14 protein-coding genes and 1 pseudogene are annotated in these 17,789 nt (G+C 48.2%); 2 read left to right on the top strand and 13 right to left on the bottom strand.

Annotation, left to right across the window (positions count from 1 at the left end):
- Window positions 1-42 precede the first annotated feature (42 nt).
- The 10 genes from H1A11_RS00355 to H1A11_RS00400 all read right to left on the bottom strand — a co-directional run bounded on the left by H1A11_RS00355 (window position 43) and on the right by H1A11_RS00400 (window position 13,712).
- The gene (locus H1A11_RS00355) at window positions 43-1,368 is read right to left on the bottom strand and encodes a TolC family protein (RefSeq protein WP_117599267.1); all 1,326 of its coding nucleotides are present in this window, start codon (window positions 1,366-1,368) and stop codon (window positions 43-45) included.
- On the bottom strand, window positions 1,365-4,397 hold the full coding sequence (locus H1A11_RS00360) for an efflux RND transporter permease subunit (RefSeq protein WP_131225758.1): 3,033 nt from the start codon (window positions 4,395-4,397) through the stop codon (window positions 1,365-1,367). Before H1A11_RS00360 ends, H1A11_RS00355 begins: the two co-directional genes overlap by 4 nt.
- A gap of 40 nt (window positions 4,398-4,437) precedes the next feature.
- Window positions 4,438-5,520 (bottom strand): efflux RND transporter periplasmic adaptor subunit, encoded by a 1,083-nt coding sequence (locus tag H1A11_RS00365; RefSeq protein WP_117599269.1) that lies wholly within the window; start codon window positions 5,518-5,520, stop codon window positions 4,438-4,440.
- Between the two features lie 121 nt (window positions 5,521-5,641).
- Complete coding sequence (gene rsgA / locus H1A11_RS00370; protein WP_138346420.1) at window positions 5,642-6,574, bottom strand: ribosome small subunit-dependent GTPase A; 933 nt, start codon at window positions 6,572-6,574, stop codon at window positions 5,642-5,644.
- A 109-nt stretch (window positions 6,575-6,683) separates the two neighbouring features.
- A complete protein-coding gene (gene frr, locus H1A11_RS00375; protein WP_025834253.1) occupies window positions 6,684-7,244 on the bottom strand; it encodes a ribosome recycling factor in 561 nt (186 codons plus the stop codon).
- Window positions 7,245-7,373: 129 nt separating this feature from the next.
- Window positions 7,374-8,084, bottom strand: a complete 711-nt coding sequence (pyrH, locus tag H1A11_RS00380) for a UMP kinase (RefSeq protein WP_117599271.1) — start codon at window positions 8,082-8,084, stop codon at window positions 7,374-7,376.
- A gap of 83 nt (window positions 8,085-8,167) precedes the next feature.
- Window positions 8,168-8,683 carry a nucleoside 2-deoxyribosyltransferase domain-containing protein gene (locus tag H1A11_RS00385; protein WP_117964922.1) on the bottom strand — a complete coding sequence of 172 codons (516 nt, stop codon included), beginning with the start codon at window positions 8,681-8,683 and terminating at the stop codon, window positions 8,168-8,170.
- A gap of 21 nt (window positions 8,684-8,704) precedes the next feature.
- Window positions 8,705-9,643, bottom strand: coding sequence for a DMT family transporter (locus tag H1A11_RS00390; RefSeq protein ID WP_117599273.1), 939 nt, complete (start codon window positions 9,641-9,643; stop codon window positions 8,705-8,707).
- 88 nt (window positions 9,644-9,731) lie between these two features.
- Complete coding sequence (locus H1A11_RS00395) at window positions 9,732-12,230, bottom strand: heavy metal translocating P-type ATPase (RefSeq protein ID WP_138346423.1); 2,499 nt, start codon at window positions 12,228-12,230, stop codon at window positions 9,732-9,734.
- Window positions 12,231-12,359: 129 nt separating this feature from the next.
- Window positions 12,360-13,712, bottom strand: coding sequence for an MATE family efflux transporter (locus H1A11_RS00400; RefSeq protein ID WP_138346426.1), 1,353 nt, complete (start codon window positions 13,710-13,712; stop codon window positions 12,360-12,362).
- 163 nt (window positions 13,713-13,875) lie between these two features.
- Here H1A11_RS00400 and H1A11_RS00405 point away from each other — a divergent pair, with 163 nt between their 5' ends.
- Window positions 13,876-14,556 carry a hypothetical protein gene (locus tag H1A11_RS00405; RefSeq protein WP_181757584.1) on the top strand — a complete coding sequence of 227 codons (681 nt, stop codon included), beginning with the start codon at window positions 13,876-13,878 and terminating at the stop codon, window positions 14,554-14,556.
- 121 nt (window positions 14,557-14,677) lie between these two features.
- Here the strand turns inward: H1A11_RS00405 and H1A11_RS00410 are convergent, their stop codons facing one another.
- The 3 genes and pseudogenes from H1A11_RS00410 to H1A11_RS00420 all read right to left on the bottom strand — a co-directional run bounded on the left by H1A11_RS00410 (window position 14,678) and on the right by H1A11_RS00420 (window position 16,078).
- Complete coding sequence (locus tag H1A11_RS00410; protein ID WP_181757585.1) at window positions 14,678-15,148, bottom strand: HlyD family secretion protein; 471 nt, start codon at window positions 15,146-15,148, stop codon at window positions 14,678-14,680.
- A gap of 3 nt (window positions 15,149-15,151) precedes the next feature.
- A pseudogene (locus H1A11_RS00415) lies at window positions 15,152-15,862 on the bottom strand (ATP-binding cassette domain-containing protein); the annotation flags it as partial.
- 57 nt (window positions 15,863-15,919) lie between these two features.
- Window positions 15,920-16,078 carry a hypothetical protein gene (locus H1A11_RS00420; RefSeq protein ID WP_171030448.1) on the bottom strand — a complete coding sequence of 53 codons (159 nt, stop codon included), beginning with the start codon at window positions 16,076-16,078 and terminating at the stop codon, window positions 15,920-15,922.
- Window positions 16,079-16,503: 425 nt separating this feature from the next.
- Here H1A11_RS00420 and H1A11_RS00425 point away from each other — a divergent pair, with 425 nt between their 5' ends.
- The gene (locus tag H1A11_RS00425; RefSeq protein WP_117964913.1) at window positions 16,504-17,784 is read left to right on the top strand and encodes an SH3 domain-containing protein; all 1,281 of its coding nucleotides are present in this window, start codon (window positions 16,504-16,506) and stop codon (window positions 17,782-17,784) included.
- Window positions 17,785-17,789 lie beyond the last annotated feature (5 nt).

The following is a 17,789-nucleotide window of genomic DNA, read 5'->3' on the forward strand; positions in this document are numbered from 1 at the left end:
TTAATTCTGATAAATCGGGCGTAAAGGTACGGATTATATTGCTTATTCCATATAGCGCGCTACTTTTCCACTGATTTGCAGTAGGGAGATTTCACATAATTTGGTATCATATTCCGCGGAGAGAATACGTTCTTCTGCATCCAGCAGACTCTTTTGGGCTTCGCGCATCTCGATTCCCGAGAGGTTGCCCAGCATATATCGTTCCATGGCAATCTCGTGGTTCTCCTTGGCAGCCACAAGGTTCTGGCGTTCCAGGTTCAGCATTTGCAGGTTGTTTTGGTAGGCCTGCCATAGGTTGCTGAGGTCGGCGCGCAGGGCCTGCTCCAGTTGCTCCCGTTCCAGGCGAGCATTCTGTACGGCAATGCGGGCATTCTTGCGTTCGCGGCGCCGGTTGCCGTCGAACAGATTGAAGCCGACCGTGACGCCGAAGTTCAGACCGAGGTTGCTGCGGCGGCTGTTGGCAGAGATGTCATACTTGTTGAGGGTGTAGCCGTATCCGCCGTTCATCTTCACGTATGGGTAGTCGCGCGAGCAGACTTTCTTGTAGTCCAGACGGGCCAGGGTATTGTTCTGTTCGGCACGTAGCAGTGAGGCGTTGATGGTGAGGGTGGCGTTCCACAGCTCCTCGAAGTTCAGGGAGGCGGTCACGTTGATGAGGCTGTCTTGTATGATAAACGGCTGGTCTACATCTTTGTTTGCCATGAGTTCGTTCAGCTGGATACGTGAGGTGTGCAGCAGTTCCTGCTGTTTCATGTATTGGGCACTGTCGGCATTGAAGTCCACTTTGGCCTGCTGGTAGTCCAGGCGCGAGAAGTTACCGATGTGGTAACGCTCTTCCACAATGCGCAGGCGCTCTTTGGATAGCGATACGGCATAACGGAAGTTCTTCAAGCGGATTTTTTGCTGCACATAGTTATAGTATTCAGCGGCTATGTTGGCTATCAGGTCCTCGATGGCGATGCGCGTATTGGTCTCGCCTTGGCGTTCCAGCTCCTTGAGCCGTTGGTAGTTGGCGGTAATGTTGAAACCGTCGAAGATGGTCCAGTTCAGGTTGATGCCTGCATCGAGAGTTTGGTCAAACACTCCGTTGTCCTTGGTTGTCTCTCCGGTGGCTCGGGCTTTGGTTTCGATATTGTCTATGGTTCCCTTGTAGCCGGCGGAGAGGTCTAGTGTGGGCAGGTAGCCCGCATTGCCCAGTGTGGCGTTGTTCTTGCTGACCTGCTCTTCATTGCGGACAATGCGCAGGGAGTAGTTGTTCAGCAATCCCTGCTCCAGGCAGGACTTCAAGGTGTAGGTAGGCGCAGGCTGTGCGTAAAGGCCCAGCGCTGTGCAGGCAGTGGCTATGAAAATTAAAACAATGCGTTTCATTCGGTCTTCAGTTTACTTCGGTTCGTTGATACATAACTATATATGGCAGGCACGATGTACATCGTCAGTAGTGTGGAGATGAGCATGCCGCCTACGACGGCAGTACCCATGGCGATGCGTTGGTTGCAACCTTCGCCGGTGGCGTAGGCAAGCGGTATCAGTCCCAGGATGGTGGAGGCACTCGTCATCAGGATGGGGCGCAGACGTTGCAGGGAGGCGTCCTTGATGGCTCGCATCTTGTCTTCACCCGCTTCCTGCTTCTGATTGGCAAATTCCACAATCAGGATACCGTTCTTTGCCACCAGACCAATCAGCATGATAATACCAATCTGGCTGAATATATTCATTGTAATTCCCCCGAAATACATGAATACCAGTGCACCGGCAATGGCGAGAGGCACCGTCAGCATGATAACCAGCGGGTCCTTGAAACTTTCGAACTGGGCGGCAAGAATCAGGTAAATCAGCACAATGGCCAGGATGAAGGCGAACATCAGACTGGAGGAACTTTCCCGATACTCTTTGGAGTCTCCGGTCAGTGCGGTGCGGAAGGTCTCGTCCAGTGTCTCTTTGGCAATCTTGTCCATTTCATCCAGACCTTGTCCGATGGTCTTGCCGTCCGCCAGTCCCGCGGAGATGGTGGCGGAAACGAAACGGTTGTAACGGTACAACTTCGGAGGGGCGATACCGCCGGTCAGTTCAATCAGGTTGTCCAGCTGCACCATGGTTCCATTGTCGCTACGGATATAGATGCCTTTCAGGTCGGCAGGCTTGTTGCGTTGCTGGCGGTTGATTTCGCCCAATATCTCGTATTGCTTTCCGTTCATGTAGAAGTAGCCCATGCGCTGTCCGCTCAAGCCGTATTGCAGGGTTTGGGCAATGTTCTTGGTGCTTACGCCCATGATGCTCGCCTTGTCACGGTTGATGTTGATGCGCGCTTCGGGCTTGCTGAACTTCAGGTTTACGTCTGCCATCTGGAATACCGGATTTTCGTAGACCTTCGTCATGAACTTGGGGAGCACCTCCTGCAATTTCTCGATATTGGTTGCCTGCAATACATACTGCACGGGCATACCGCCGCGCCGTCCTCCGAATGAGGAGGACTGCTGTACGAAAGAGCGTGCCATTGTCTTTTTCTGCACTGCCTTCGACAACTTTTCGGCAACTTCCATTTGGGTATAGTCACGGTCTTTCATGTCTTTCAGTGTGATACGTACGTTACCGCTACCACTGGACACACGCGCTGTTACCGCTTCTGCATCCGGGATAATGGAGTCCACCAGATGATTGATGTCTTCGGTATAGTCGCGGATATATTCGTAAGTCACTCCTTCGGCACCCATTGTATTGATACTGATTTGCGAACGGTCCTCCAATGGCGCCATTTCAGCCGGGATAGTATTCCAAAGGACTCCGATAAGCAGAATGGTGACGATGGTGAAGGGCAAGGCAATCCAGCGCCGTTTCAGGAAGGCGGCCAGTGACTGGCTGTATACCCGGTTCATCCCTTCGAAGAAAGGTTCGGTCTTGCGATAGAACCAGCTCTGCTGTTCCCTTTTGATTAAAAGTTTGGTGGCAAGCATCGGCGTAAAAGTCAATGCGGCGAAGGAGGAGATAATCACCGAACCGGAGACCACAATACTGAATTCGCGGAACAGTCGTCCCGTCGTCCCGTCCATGAATACAATAGGGAAGAATACCGCCACCAGCGTAATGGTAGTGGAAATGACGGCAAAGAAAATCTCCTTGGCTCCTTCTATGCCGGCTTCTTTCGGTGGCATCCCTTTCTCGATGCGGACATAAATGTTCTCCGTCATCACGATGGCGTCGTCCACCACCAAGCCCACGGCAAGCACCACGGCAAGCATGGAGAGCACATTGATGGAGAAACCGGCCAGATACATGACGAAGAAAGCTCCAATCAGCGAAACGGGGATTACAATACATGGCACAAGCGTCACACGCCAATCGCGCAAGAAGAGGAAAATGATGATGATAACCAGTACAAAGGCCTCATACACCGTCTGCTTCACCTCGTCGATAGAAGCGCGGATAAACTTGGTATTGTCAAAACCGTAGTTGTAATGAACATCTTCGGGAAGGTCTTTCTTCATCTTCTCCATGCGGTCATATACGGCGTTGGCTATTTCAATGTGGTTGGCACCCGGCTGCGGAATTACTACGACACCTACCATGGGCACACCGTTCATCTTCATATAACTTTTGATGTCGGCTGGTCCCAGTTCGGCACGTCCAATGTCGCTGAAACGGACAATACGGTTACCGTCTTCCTTCAGGATAAGATTGTTGAACTCTTCGGCTGTATGCATCAGCCCCAACGTGCGGATGGTGAGCTCGGTAGTGTTTCCTTCGATACTTCCGGAAGGGAGCTCTACGTTTTCGTTGTCCACCGCATTCTTTACATCCAGGGGAGTGATTCCATAGCCGGACATCTTGATGGGGTCCAGCCAAAGCCGCATGGAATAGCGCTTTTCTCCCCAGATGCTTACACTACTTACATCTGAAATAGTCTGAAGCTGCTCCTTGACAGTTAGGTCGGCTATTTCACTGAGCTCCAGTAGGGAACGTTTGTCACTTTGGAGGGCAACCATCAGGATAGGGGTGGCGTCCGCATCGGCTTTTGATACGGTAGGCGGATCACAGTCACGAGGCAGATAGCGCTGTGCACGCGACACTTTATCACGTACGTCGTTGGCGGCGGTTTCCAAGTCAACGGAAAGCTCAAACTCTACTGTAATGCGTGATGAACCTTGCTGGCTGACACTGGAGAGGGAGCGTATGCCGGGAATACCGTTGATGTTCTGCTCCAGAGGCTCCGTTATCTGGTTCTCGATGACATCGGCGTTGGCACCCGGATAGGAGCAGGATACTGATATGATGGGATTATCTACAGACGGGTATTCGCGTACACCCAGATAATTGTAGCCGATGAAGCCAAACAGCAGGATTATCAGGGTAAGTACTGTCGAGAGTACCGGTCGCCGTATACTTAATTCGGATATATTCATTCTTTACAATTGATAATTAATGGTTGATAATTGACAGTTGTCAATTGATATTGTCCAGTGTTACCGGCAGTCCGGTACGGAGTTGCAGGGTTCCCGAGGTGATGATGGTATCTCCTGCCTGCAAGCCTTGCAATACTTGTACTTCCGCTTCCGTACGGATTCCCGTAGTAATCTCTACCGGCTGGGCTTTTCCCGACTTATAGAGGAATATTTTGTCTTTTCCCATTTCCGGTACAATGGCTTCGGACGGTACGGCGAGGGCGTTCTGAATTTCGTCCTTGTTCAGCTTGATGCTGGCATAGCGGCCCGGAAGCACGGCTCCGTTGGCATTGGGATAAAGTGCACGGATTGTCAAGGTATGGGTAGTAGGGTCTATCTTTGATTCGCGTGCATAAACCGTGGCGTGGAAGGTGTTTAGTTTTCCTTCGAGAGTGAAGTCCAGTCCGGCGCCGGTCTTTACGTCATTGGCATACCGCTCGGGTACGGCAAATTCCACCTTCAACGGTGAAATCTTGGTGAGCTTGGCTACAATGGTTGTAGGGGAAGCGTAAGTACCCACACTGACTTGGCGTAGACCGATGACACCGTCGAAAGGGGCACGCAGCTCGGTTTGTGCGATGTTCGATTCTATCAAGTCAATGTCGGCATTCAGGGTGGCCAGCTCGGTCTTTACTTGTTCGTAGGCTTCTTTACTGACCGCATCCCTTTCCAACAGGGCGTTCTGGCGAAACACGCGGTCTTCTGCCAACTTTAATTGGGAGACGAGGCGTTGCAATTGTGCTTGCAGCGGCCGGTCATTAACTTTGGCAAGTAATTGTCCTTTCTTGACGAAACTGCCTTCTTCAAAATTTATCTCTATGATTTTGCCGGATGTCTCGAAAGAAAGGTCCACTTCCTCATCCGGCAGCAGGCTGCCGCTGATTTGTATTTCATCCTTCAGCAATTGCGGTTTGATTATTTTTGCGTTTACGTTTAGAATTTTCTTACCGCTACGTTGACCGGTCATCACCTTGTCTGCAGCGGCTAATTCTTCATTCTCTTTAGGTAATTGGGAGTAGATTCCTCCTCCAATCAGTCCGGCACCAATCACGATAATGATGCCCCATTTAACTCTCTTATTCATGTTGTAGTATTAGTAGTAATAAAATCAGCCTTAGATTAGACTACGGGAAAAGAGAATAGTTTAAAAGATAAAGAGTTAAAAAGTGTAAGAATATGGATTGGAAAGGTGATAAAATGACAAATCAGTAAGCAGCCCGGTATTTTCCCTCCTCCTTGTCCTCCAGCATGTTCAGATAAGAAGCGTAACGGGATTCGCTGATATAGTGCTTCTCGACAGCCTCGCGTACAGCGCATTCGGGTTCGTGGCGGTGGGTACAGTTGCCGTAACGGCAGTTGGCAGATACCTTGAATATTTCCGGGAAATAGTGGCCTATTTCTTCTTCTTCCATATCGAATGTTCCGAAACCTTTGATGCCCGGAGTGTCAATGATATATCCGTCACCGGGAACCGGGAACATTTCTGAGAAGGTAGTGGTGTGCATACCTTTATTATGATAGGTGGATATCTCTCCGGTTTTAATCTCTATATCGGGCAGTATTGCCTTGATGAGTGTCGATTTCCCTACTCCGGAATGTCCGGAAAAGAGGGTTATACGTCCTTTGAGCTCTTCCTCGATAATATCGATGCCTTCCTCTTTTTTGGCAGAAACCTTGAAACATGGATAACCGATGGTGGTATAAAGGTTGATGAGACTGTTCAGATAGTGCAGTTCCTCTTCGTTGTAGGCATCCACTTTGTTGAATATAATCTTGACGGGAACACGGTATGCCTCGGCAGAGGCGAGAAAACGGTCTATAAATGTGGTGGAGGTTTCGGGATAGTTCACCGTCACTATGAGCATGCACTGGTCGAGGTTGGCGGCAAGAATATGTGATTGCTTGGAAAGGTTGGAGGCACGGCGGATGATGTAATTCTTCCGGTCCTCTATCTCGCTGATAAAGGCCGTACCTTCCTGGTTCAGTATGATGTTCACGTAATCGCCTACAGCCACGGGATTGGTGCTTCGTATGCCTTTCAACCGGAAGTTCCCTTTGATTTTACATTCAATCTCCCTTCCGTCGTCAGTCCGTACCAAGTACCAGCTTCCGGTGTTTTTTATAACGAGTCCCCTCAAAATAATTGATAATTGATAATTGATAATTGATAATTGATTGCTGGATAATTAACTATAGGTATTATTACACATGATAATTATCAACTGTCAATCATCAATTATCAATTCATTAAACGGTCATGATTTCTTTATCCTTTGCAGCCAGCATGTCATCAATCCGCTTGATGAACTTGTCGTGAATCTTCTGCAGCTTTTCTTCACCGCCTTTCTGGGCGTCTTCTGCCAGTCCGTCCTTTACGGATTTCTTCAAGGCGTCGATGGCATCACGGCGTGCATTACGTACACTTACTTTGGCTGTTTCTCCTTCTCCCTTGCATTGTTTGGCAAGCTGCTTCCGGCGTTCTTCCGTCAGCGGTGGGATGCCGATACGGATAATTTCACCGTTGTTTTCGGGCATGATGCCGAGACTGGAGTCAATGATGGCCTTTTCAATGACGCGGAACATGCTCTTATCCCATGGCTTGATGGCAATGCTGCGTGCGTCCGGAGTGGTTACGGCTGCCACATTGTTGATAGGAACCATACTTCCGTAAGAATCCACACGGATACCATCCAGCAAACGGATATCAGCTTTTCCGGCGCGGATATGAGCCAATGCCTCGTCCAGATACATGATGGCCATGTCCATACTTTCTTGCGCTTCGTCTAAGATGTCTTTTACGTCTCTCATATTATTTTCGTTTTTGGAATAGCTTTAATTTGAAACTTTGCAAATATAATTATTAAATCGGGAATTGAGAATTAAGAATTAAATAACATTCATTTTTTTATTCTCAATTCTTCGTTTTCCGTTTTTAATTCAATTATGTACCAGTGTACCGATTTCTTCTCCTTGCATCACTCTTTTCAGATTCCCCACTGTATCCATGTCAAAAACGATGATGGGTAGGTTGTTCTCCTTGCACATGCAGGTGGCGGTGAGGTCCATCACTTTCAGACCGCGCTTCAGTACTTCGTCGTAAGTGATGTCGTGGAATTTCGTGGCTGTCGGGTCCTTCTCCGGATCGGCGGTATAGATGCCATCCACACGGGTACCTTTCAACATGACATCTGCCTCAATCTCGATGCCGCGCAGACTGGAACCGGTATCGGTAGTGAAGAACGGATTGCCTGTACCGGCGGACATGATGACTACTTCGCCTGCTTCCATACATTCGATGGCACGCCATTTATTGTAGAATTCACCGATGGGTTCCATACGTACGGCAGTCAGCACGCGGACCTTCACGCCGGTAGCTGCCAGAGCTGAACTGAGGGCAAGGCTGTTGATGACGGTTGCCAGCATTCCCATCTGGTCGCCTTTCACGCGGTCGAATCCTTTGTGGGCACCGTTCAATCCGCGAAAAATGTTTCCACCGCCTATCACGATGCCTATTTGTACTCCCAATTCGTGGATTTCTTTGATTTGAGCTGCGTACTCGGCAAGGCGTTTTTCGTCAATGCCGTATTGCTTTTCACCCATCAGGCTCTCGCCGCTGAGCTTCAATAAGATTCTTTTATAGGTTGTCATAATATATAGTTTTGTTATATTTCTTTGCAGCAAAGATAAAGAATAAAACTGAAAAGTGCTGCAGAATGAGGTAGGATAGTTGCCTAACGTATTGTCTTTAGGAACTCGTCCATGCTGTGATATAACGGAATACCATAATGGTTACAAGTAATTCGCACATTGTCGTAGCGGTAGAAGCCGGGCTCGCAGATGACGTGCAGTTTGCCGGAACGCATGTGCAGCCCCATCTCCAGCAGAGTGATGGGAGACTTACTGCTTGCCAGGATATTCATGATTATCAGGTCGGCTTTTTCCAGATGTTCCAGTTCCCAGTTCACTTGATGTTCAAAGTCGGACATTTCACCGCTCAACCCCTTGTCCCTTCGGGGGTTGTATAGGAGATATTTGCCTTCGGGACGTGCTCGGAACCAGTCGCAGGTTGCCTTTTGCCAGTCTATGCTCTTGCCCATGTCAATGGTCCCAGCCAGGAAAATTTTGGTATATTCAGCTTCGTTCACTTCGGCTTTGTCTTCATCCGGACGGAGTACGATCACCTCGGACTGAGCTTGTAGGCCGATAGGGAATAACAGAACTAAAAGCAGGTAGAGATTTTTTTTCATGGTTGATGATGGTTTATAGAATTAGTTGTTTTTCTTGCTCTTTATCGGGAGTCTTGGAAACAGTTTCCTGAAACGAACCAGTTGGCCTGTAATGTTTCCCCCTGCGATGACGAGCGTTACGGCTACAATAATCATCACCAGTCCGATGCTTTCTCTGACAGTCAAGCTTTCTCCAAAGACAGCTATTCCGAAGAAGATGGCTGTCACGGGTTCCAATGCACCGAGAATAGCGGTCGGGGTGGAGCCGATGTATTGGATGGCTCCAGTAGTGCAGAGGAAGGATATGGCGGTGGGAAAGACAGCCAGTGCAAGCAAATTGCCCCACAGATACCACTGGTCCGGTGTGTTCAGTACTCCGGAATAGAGCAGGCGTGCTACGAAGAGCGATAAGCCGAAGAGAAGGACATAGAAGGTGACTTTGAGTGTAGCTACATTTTTCAATGACGTCTGGTTGATGCCCACAATGTATATGGCATAGGAAAGGGAGGAAGCGAAAACCAGCAATGTCCCTATCAGGCTCAGCGTACTGCCGTCCTCACTTTTATAGAGCAGCCCGATGCCTCCCAGTGCAAGCAGCATGCAGACGATGGTTTGCAGTGCCAGCTTCTCTTTGAAGACCATAGCCATAATAAGAGCCACCATAATGGGGTAGATGAACAGCAGTGTCGACGCTATGCCGGCGGCCATATAATTATAACTCAGAAAAAGCGTCAGTGAGGAGAGGGCTACGAGTAATCCCATGATGATGAGCGGAAATGTTTCTTTCCGTTGTATCTTGAATGTCCGCCCTCTCGCTTTTATCATAATACCCAGCAATGGGATGGCAAAAAGGTATCTGAAAAAGAGTACCGAGTCCGGATCCATGCCGGCTTTGTACAACGGGAGGGCAAACAATGGATTCATACCGTAGGAGGCTGCGGCGATAGAACCCAAAATATATCCTTTAGCTTTTGCATTCATATCTTTATCTGTAGATTAGCGTGCAAAGGTAGATATTTACTTTGATTTCCTCTTTCTTTTCTGTATGAAAACCGTATGAATTTTACCCTTATACCTTCAGTGTGTAGTCACCGGCTTCTTCTGTCACTGCCTTCTGCAATTCTTCGAGTGTCTTTTCTCCGTCTGAAAGCTCTACGATGGCCACCGGAGGGTTCAGGGTTACGGTGGCATGTACACCCTCCATACTATTTAATGCTTTCTCTACGTGCATGCGGCAATGGTTGCACATCATACCTTCTACCTTGAATTCTTTTTTCATGATTGTTTCTGTTGATGGTTCAACTTTTTTGTTTTCTTCCCTTTCATGTATCTTTTTCCGTTTTAGCAGCAAGCTGTTGCTCACCACACTGACACTGCTGAATGCCATGGCTGCGCCGGCTATCATCGGATTCAACAGGAAGCCGTTGATGGGATAGAGTATTCCGGCTGCAATGGGCACACCTACTATATTGTATATAAACGCCCAGAACAGATTCTGCCGGATGGTCCGGACTGTCAGACGGGACAGCCGGAGGGCTTCCGGAATTTTTGTCAAATCGGAGGAGATGATAGTCATTTTGGCTACGTCCATGGCGATGTCACTACCTCCGCCCATAGCGATACTCAAGTCGGCTTGGGCAAGGGCGGCGCTGTCGTTGATGCCATCGCCCACCATCGCCACTTTCCGTCCTTCTGCTTGTAACCGGCTGATAAAGGCTGCCTTGTCCTGCGGCAGTACGCTCGCTTGATAATGCGCAATACCTGCTTTGCGGGCAATTTCGCGGGCGGTGGTTTCATTGTCTCCGGTCAGCATGTGGACTTCGATACCGGTGGCACGCAGCTCGTCGACGGCACGAATGGAAGTTTCCTTTATCCGGTCCGTGATTCCGGCTATTGCCAGTGCGTTTTCTTCGTCGGCAAACCAGATGACGGTTTGTGCTTTCGCTGTCAGTCGGGTGGCTTCTTCCCGAAGAGACCGGCTGATGGCAATCCGGTTCTCTTCCAGTAGTTTCAGGTTTCCGGCAAAGTAAATCCGGCCTTGTGTCCGCCCTTTTACACCTTTTCCGGTGATGGTTTCGAAATCTTGGATGTCGTCTATGGAAGCCGATTCCTTGAGGTGATTCACTACGGCGTCTGCCAATGGATGTTCCGATAACTTTTCCAGACTGTAGAAAATGTCCGGCAAGACATCTTTTGAGGAAATGCTTGGATTGGGAGTAGTTGTCGGCGTATTCCATACCAGCTTACTGACTACCGGTTTTCCTTCGGTTACGGTTCCGGTTTTGTCGAGTACTACGGTATTTACCTTTTTGGCAATCTCCAGACTCTCGGCATCTTTTATCAGGATACCCCTTTCGGCTCCCTTGCCGATGCCTACCATGATGGCTGTAGGAGTGGCTAGCCCCAGCGCACACGGGCAGGCGATGATAATCACTGTGACAAATGCCAATAATCCGTGGGTGAATCCGTCGGTTCCGTCCAGCATCATCCATACGATGAAGGCGAGCACTGCAATGCCGATAATGGTAGGCACGAATATCCCTGCTATCTTGTCGACCAGTTGCTGTACCGGTGCTTTGCTCCCTTGTGCGTCTTGCACCATGTGTATAATCTTTGCCAGCAGTGTATCTGTGCCGACTTTCTCTGCCCGGAAGCGGAAACTCCCCTTCTGGTTGATGGTACCTGCGAAGACTTTGGCATCTTTTTGCTTGGACACTGCTACCGGTTCGCCGCTCAGCATACTTTCGTCTACGTACGAAGAACCTTCCGTCACGATGCCGTCCACTGCAATCCGTTCGCCGGGCTTCACCAGTATGATGTCGCCGGGGCGAATCTGCTCAATAGGGACAATGCGTTCCTCATTCCCAACGACGGTCACGGTCTTGGGTTGGAGTCCCATCAGCTTCTTGATGGCTGTTGAAGTGTTTCCTTTCGCCTTTTCTTCCAGCAGGCGCCCCAGCAGGATAAAAGCTATGATGACACTTGCCGCTTCAAAATACACATGCGGGTGGATGCCCCTGGACAGCCAGAAGTCCGGAAATAACATGTTGAACAGACTGAACAGATAGGCTGTTCCGGTGCTGATGGCTACCAGTGTATCCATATTGGCGCTGCCATGTCTCAACTGTTTCCAGGCACTGCTGAAGAATCCCCGTCCCAGCCAAAATACAATAGGAGTGGATAGTGTCCACATGATAGGATTGGCATAGGGCATATCCATGAAAAACATACCTATTATGATAACAGGTAAGGATAGAATAACGGCCCAGACAGTGCGGAGTTTCAGTGTAGTGAATTTTTTGTTGTGGGCCTCTTCCGCTTCTTCGAGCGTATTGCCGTCCCGATTTATCAGCAAGTCATATCCAGCGGCCTGCACGGCTTGCTGCAATGCCTCGGAAGAACAGTTCTTGGGATCATATTCTACGGTTGCCGTTGCCGAAGCGTAGTTTACGGCTGCTATCTTGACACCGGACTGCCGGTTCAGCGTCTTTTCTATCCGTGCGGCACATGATGCACAGCTCATTCCCAATACGGGAAATGTCTCTTGAACAATATTCTTGTCTGTCATAACAATTATGTATTTAAGTTTCGTAAGTTCTTGAACTTGCGAAACTTGAGTTATGTATAAGTCATAGCGATACAAAGATAATGCTTTTTCCCCTTGAAATGTTCATCGCTTAAAATCGCAATAAATAGGCTACTTCTCACTGGGGAATGCTTTTTTAATGACTCCCCGACTCAATCCCGTCTGCACCGCTCCCCGCATCAGGAGGTAGGTGAGGAAGGCAAGCCATAAAGCATGGTTTGCCAGGACGGGATGTAGGCCATAATACAAGACAAAGAAGCTGACGGCTGCTGCAGTCATGGACAGCAGCATGCCGCGCGTGGCTGTGGCACCTATAAAAATGCCGTCCCAAATGAAGGCGGCTATACCAACGGCAGGAACGGCAAGCGCCCAGTAGAAATAGGTGTCGGCAACCGCTATCACTTCTTTGTCATCCGTCAATAGCCCGAGGAAGGCATTACCTCCCAGTGCATAGGTCAACGTAAAGAGAACTGCCATTACCGCTCCCCATCCAAAGAGATGTCGGACGGTGTCTGTAAAGGCTTCCCGGTTGTGTGCGCCTATGTATCTGCCGCTCAGGGCCTCGCCTGCGTAGGCAAAACCATCCATTACATACGAGAACAAAGTGAAGAGCTGCATCAGCAGCGTGTTGACAGCCAAAATGATTTCGCCCTGCGAGGCTCCTGCTGAAGTAAAGAACAGAGTAACCACTACCAGGCAAAGGGTGCGCAGAAAAATGTCCCTGTTCACTTGGAAGAATTTTAGCATTGTCTCCTTCTCCCAGATACCTTTTCTTTCTTCCCCTTTAATTTCCAATTTATAATTTTTAATTTCCCAGTATCTCTGCAACTTTCCATAATTGCGTATCCAGAGCATCAGCCCTATCAGGAAACCGGCGTACTGGGCTATCAGCGTCCCCAGGGCAACTCCTTCGACTTTCATTCCGCATAGATAGACCAGGCAGAGGCTGGCAATGATATTGACTATATTCTGTGTGATGGCTATATACATGGGAATGCGTGAATTCTGCATGCCGATGAACCATCCCGTGAGCCCGTATAGTCCCAGCATGGCGGGTGCACCCCAGATGCAGATGTGGAAATAAAGCGTTGCCATCTCTTTGACCTCGTCTGTAGGATGAATCAGCAGGAATGCGCCTTGTCTGATGGGGACTTGCAATGCTATGAGGCAGGACGCGACAGCCAGCCCTATGCCGACGGAGCGCACTAATAGGCGTACAACTTCCGGCAAATCCCGTTTTCCGTATGCTTGTGAAGTCATTCCGCTGGTCCCCATGCGCAGGAAACCGAAAATCCAGTAGATGATGTTGAACAGCATCCCGCCTACGGCAATGGCTCCGATATAGGCCGGTGAGCCTAAGTGTCCGACAATGGCTACATCAATCAGTCCGAGCAAAGGAACGGTGATGTTTGATACGATGGAAGGCAGTGCTATTTGCAAGATTTGCTTGTCTCTGAGCTTCATTGGTAACGCTTATTTCATAAGATTGGCAAAGTTACGCAGAAAAGGGGAAAATAGTGGGAAAGATTAACTATATTTTGTTGATGTTTGCAGTGAAAGTGTGTAAATTTGTAGGTGAATTTCTATGGAGATGATTCAGGCTGTTAAACTATTATATACTTTAAAAATGAAATCCTTAACTTTATTTTTCTCTTTGTTTCTGATGTTGCCTCTGTCAGTTTTCGCTCAGTCGGCGGGTGAATTGTTACAGAAAGTTTCCGAAGCGTTGTCCGAAGGCAAGGACGATTATGCCGTAAGTCTGTTTCGTCAGTCGGCAGATGCCGGTGTGGACCTGGCGGAAATGTTCTATTGGGCCAATGTTGACAAGAACACTGTGGTAGCTTCCCGTCTGGCCAATGAGCTGGCTGCCCATTACAAGGAAATGCGGAATTACGACAAGGCCTATCTCTTCTATAAGGAGTTCTTGCAACGCCATCCCGAAGATGTGCCTGCCCTTGTTTCTTGTGCCGAGATGGAAATGATGCGGGGAAAAGAGAAGGATGCTCTGAAAACCTACGAGAAGGTACTGATGCTCGACGGTGATAACCTGCAGGCAAATATCTTCTTGGGGAATTATTTCTATCTTCAGGCAGAAAAGGAAAGGAAGAAGCTCGATGATGACTTTAAGAAGATAACTTCCCCTACGCGGATGCAGTATGCCCGTTATCGTAACGGTTTGTCGGACGTGCTTACCAATAGCTATAGCAAGGCAAAGACCTATCTGCAACGGGTGCTCCAGGTATTTCCTTCCATGGAGGCAGGCAATACGCTGGAAAGAATAAAGAAGATGGAGGCGGAGATGCGTTAATAGTAGCTCAATCTCCTTTTTGAGATACGGATTGCGCAAGTAATAGATTTCTAACGCTTATTCATCGCGGGTGCGAAGCGAGGTGTCGTGCGGGAAGACTTGCTTGGCGAGGCATAGCTGTTCACTCCCATATTCTTCCGAGCAGCGTCTTCTCCGACAAGATGATGGATGCCTTTCCTTTCATGCCTTTCTGCATGAAAGGGACTTCTTTCAGTGACAGTATAAAACAGAAATAGTTGTGCCCGTTGCGGCTGATTATCCGTGTAGAAACGGTTGTGACAGTTCCTTGCAGATAGCCGTATTCCTTGCTTGTATATCCTTCCAGTTCAATTTCTGCTTTCATGCCAGTACTTACTTGTGTGATGCAGACATACGGCAGTTCTCCGGTAGCTGACACTTCTCCTTGCTGAATGTCCGTCAGGGTGATGTCGCATTCCGTTGTTTCGGGATAGGGGACAAATGCGGCTACAGCCAGCAGCAAAGCTATAATTATTCCGATGATGCCGATTCCGCTACGTACCAGCAGCGGAGGAATCTGCCCGATGATTTTCCGTACCTGTTTGCTTCTGAGTTCTATATCCTTGCTTTCCATATGCTAACTGCCCAATTCCAATTGATTCTTCACAAGATTATAATAAGCTCCCCGGCTGGCTATCAGTTCCTGATGCTTTCCGGCTTCTATGATTTTCCCTTTGTCTATCACTACTATCCGGTCGGCGTTCTTTACAGTGCTTAGGCGATGGGCCACCACGATCACCGTTTTCCCTTTGTAGAACTCCGTCAGGTTCTCTACAATTATCCGCTCGTTGTTGGCATCCAGCGCATTGGTGGCTTCGTCCAGAAAGATGTACTGCGGATTCTTGTAGACGGCTCGGGCAATCAGTATCCGTTGTTTCTGCCCTTGACTCAGACCCACACCGTCTTGCCCTATCAGAGTGTTGTATTTCAGGGGGAGGCGCATGATGTAGTCGTTTATATTGGCAATCCGGGCAGCCTCTGCCAGCCGTTCCTTGTCTATTTTAGGTTGAACTGGTTGAGATCTGTGTCGCCGATGGAGATTTCTCCGCCCAATGCCTTGTAGTAGCCCAACAGCAATTTGATGATGGTCGTCTTTCCGCTTCCTGTTCTTTATTTCGTTGATGAAGATGCTGCCTGCTTCTTGTGTCTGTTGCAGTTTCAGGTTCTTCATGTTGGCTTCGAAAAGTTCGGCCTGCACGTCTTCCCACTCCCAGCGGCGGTGTTGCTCGCAGTCTTGCAGCTTTATCCCCTGCATGGCGGTGATGAACTGGTAGGTTTTGTTGTTGTTCTTAAGGTTAGGCACAAAGTCTCCTCCCATGTAAAAGGCGACATTGCGCAAATAGTTTCAGGTTTCTGTATTGTAGTATTTTTCTGTTCCGGAGTAGTGCTGTTCTCCGTATTCAGTTCCTTTTTTACGGTTGTTTCCCGCCCAGGAAAAGATGGTGTAGAAAGAGAATTTATCGTTCCCGGTTTCAAAACTTCCACTATGAGAATTTGTCAACATTCCCGGATGGACGTCATTGTTCAGATTTAGCAGCTGGTAAGTCTAGCTTCTTTTTTTGAGTTTTATATTGAGCACCGTTGCATATCCGTCTTTGAGATATTTATGCGCCAACATAAAAAATGCAGGAAATGTTATTGCGCTTCCTACATTTTTCATATTTTTGCATTTGGAGAGAGGAGTTCTCTCCAAGACATTTTAGAATTTGAAGAAGCGTTATGCTTATCTTGTGGTTGGGAACCTAGGAAATTCGCAATTGTACACAAGGATAGCATAGTGGTTCTCACGCATATAGCGTGGGCTGCTATAACCATATCCGTGTACAAGGTTTTCCTAGGACCTCCAACCAGAACGTGGCATTGCAGTCTCACGCTTTTATGTTGAATGGTTCCCGGGAGAGACTGAGGGAGATTAATTATTTAAATATTATGAATGCACGTCACCTATTCATTTTATGCGGTACGTTTTTGTTATTCATGGCCTGCAAAGACTCTCCCAAGCAAAAGTCTCTTTCTGCCTCAAAGAATCCAAACCACACGTATGTAATTGCAATAAAGTCGGACATTAGCGTCAAAAAGGAATCGGTGGAAGGCAAACTGGTAGGGGTTGTTGAACGTGGAGAAATGTGCGAACTGGTAGATTCGGTCAACGGATGGTATAAAGTTCGGTTACGTACAGGTGAAGAGGGCTATGTCAACAGCGAATTTTCCAAAGTGCTATCCCATGATTCTATTCCGAAGAAGGCTTTTGAAGCGTATTGTCCTTTGGCAGAGCAGAGAGTACAATACGGTGCCCTATCTTTCAGACTGGATGGAAACAACGTATTTATGGCGAGGGGTTATAATTCTGTGCCAGAGGATGGAAATCTTTGGAATTCGGTCTACCAAGGGGCAACGGTCTATTATGGAAAGATAGAAGGAAATCGGCTGGTCTTCACACGTCACTTGGAATCCTTTAGGGGACTGCTGGAAGACGTTACTCCGGAGGAGATGGAGGAAGTAAAGCCTTATACCGCATATTATTCGCCCGTTGAGGGAGGATTCATCTTTGAAGGGGCACTATTTAAGACTTCAGATGTTGATGGCATTTTGAATGCGGCTCCCGTTAATAAAGAAACTGAAACTCCTCATCCTTTGTCGGCACGTAAAGGTCTCGGCCTATATGGGAGCGTAGAAAGTCTGACCAATAGTGAAGGGGAAACCACTCGGTTTGACAAGGTTGGGAATATACTGGAAATCAGTAAAGGGGAAGAATATTCCCTGATTTATAAGTACAATGACAACCGTACAGAATACAGCCGAAGCGATTGGGGCTCTTACACCATCACATACAGCGACCATAAGCGGAGCGATATGAGTAAGAATGAATCCGATATGGAAGGTTCTGTAGAATATCTTTTTGACGAGCAGGACAGAATCATAGAACGTAAAAGTCAGGTAAGAATGATTTACCTCACAGAAACATTCACTTACACCGGTGTGAACCTTCTTCCTGATAGTAAAAGTGTACACGATTACGATGAAACCGGAGATTACCTTACCACAGATAGATATGAGTATCTGGAAGTGGACGAGCATGGGAATTGGTTGAAGCGAAAAGTTACCCGCACCAATCAGGTGAAAGAGTATAAGGAGAATGGTGAGTCATTCTCTACCAAAACAGAACCGGAACGTATCGAGACACAATCCCTTGAGTATTTCAACAACTAAAAATA

Source organism: Bacteroides sp. CACC 737 (assembly GCF_013874375.1).
GTDB classification, from domain to species: domain Bacteria; phylum Bacteroidota; class Bacteroidia; order Bacteroidales; family Bacteroidaceae; genus Bacteroides; species Bacteroides uniformis.

Coding starts and splice junctions, on each gene's coding strand:
- H1A11_RS00395 (WP_138346423.1), bottom strand. CDS start 12,230: ATGACAGACAAGAATATTGTTCAAGAGACATTTCCCGTATTGGGAATG.
- H1A11_RS00365 (WP_117599269.1), bottom strand. CDS start 5,520: ATGAATAAGAGAGTTAAATGGGGCATCATTATCGTGATTGGTGCCGGA.
- frr (WP_025834253.1), bottom strand. CDS start 7,244: ATGAGAGACGTAAAAGACATCTTAGACGAAGCGCAAGAAAGTATGGAC.
- H1A11_RS00355 (WP_117599267.1), bottom strand. CDS start 1,368: ATGAAACGCATTGTTTTAATTTTCATAGCCACTGCCTGCACAGCGCTG.
- H1A11_RS00405 (WP_181757584.1), top strand. CDS start 13,876: ATGAAATCCTTAACTTTATTTTTCTCTTTGTTTCTGATGTTGCCTCTG.
- H1A11_RS00410 (WP_181757585.1), bottom strand. CDS start 15,148: ATGGAAAGCAAGGATATAGAACTCAGAAGCAAACAGGTACGGAAAATC.
- H1A11_RS00385 (WP_117964922.1), bottom strand. CDS start 8,683: ATGAAAAAAAATCTCTACCTGCTTTTAGTTCTGTTATTCCCTATCGGC.
- H1A11_RS00420 (WP_171030448.1), bottom strand. CDS start 16,078: ATGTTGACAAATTCTCATAGTGGAAGTTTTGAAACCGGGAACGATAAA.
- H1A11_RS00390 (WP_117599273.1), bottom strand. CDS start 9,643: ATGAATGCAAAAGCTAAAGGATATATTTTGGGTTCTATCGCCGCAGCC.
- H1A11_RS00425 (WP_117964913.1), top strand. CDS start 16,504: ATGAATGCACGTCACCTATTCATTTTATGCGGTACGTTTTTGTTATTC.
- H1A11_RS00360 (WP_131225758.1), bottom strand. CDS start 4,397: ATGAATATATCCGAATTAAGTATACGGCGACCGGTACTCTCGACAGTA.
- pyrH (WP_117599271.1), bottom strand. CDS start 8,084: ATGACAACCTATAAAAGAATCTTATTGAAGCTCAGCGGCGAGAGCCTG.
- H1A11_RS00400 (WP_138346426.1), bottom strand. CDS start 13,712: ATGAAGCTCAGAGACAAGCAAATCTTGCAAATAGCACTGCCTTCCATC.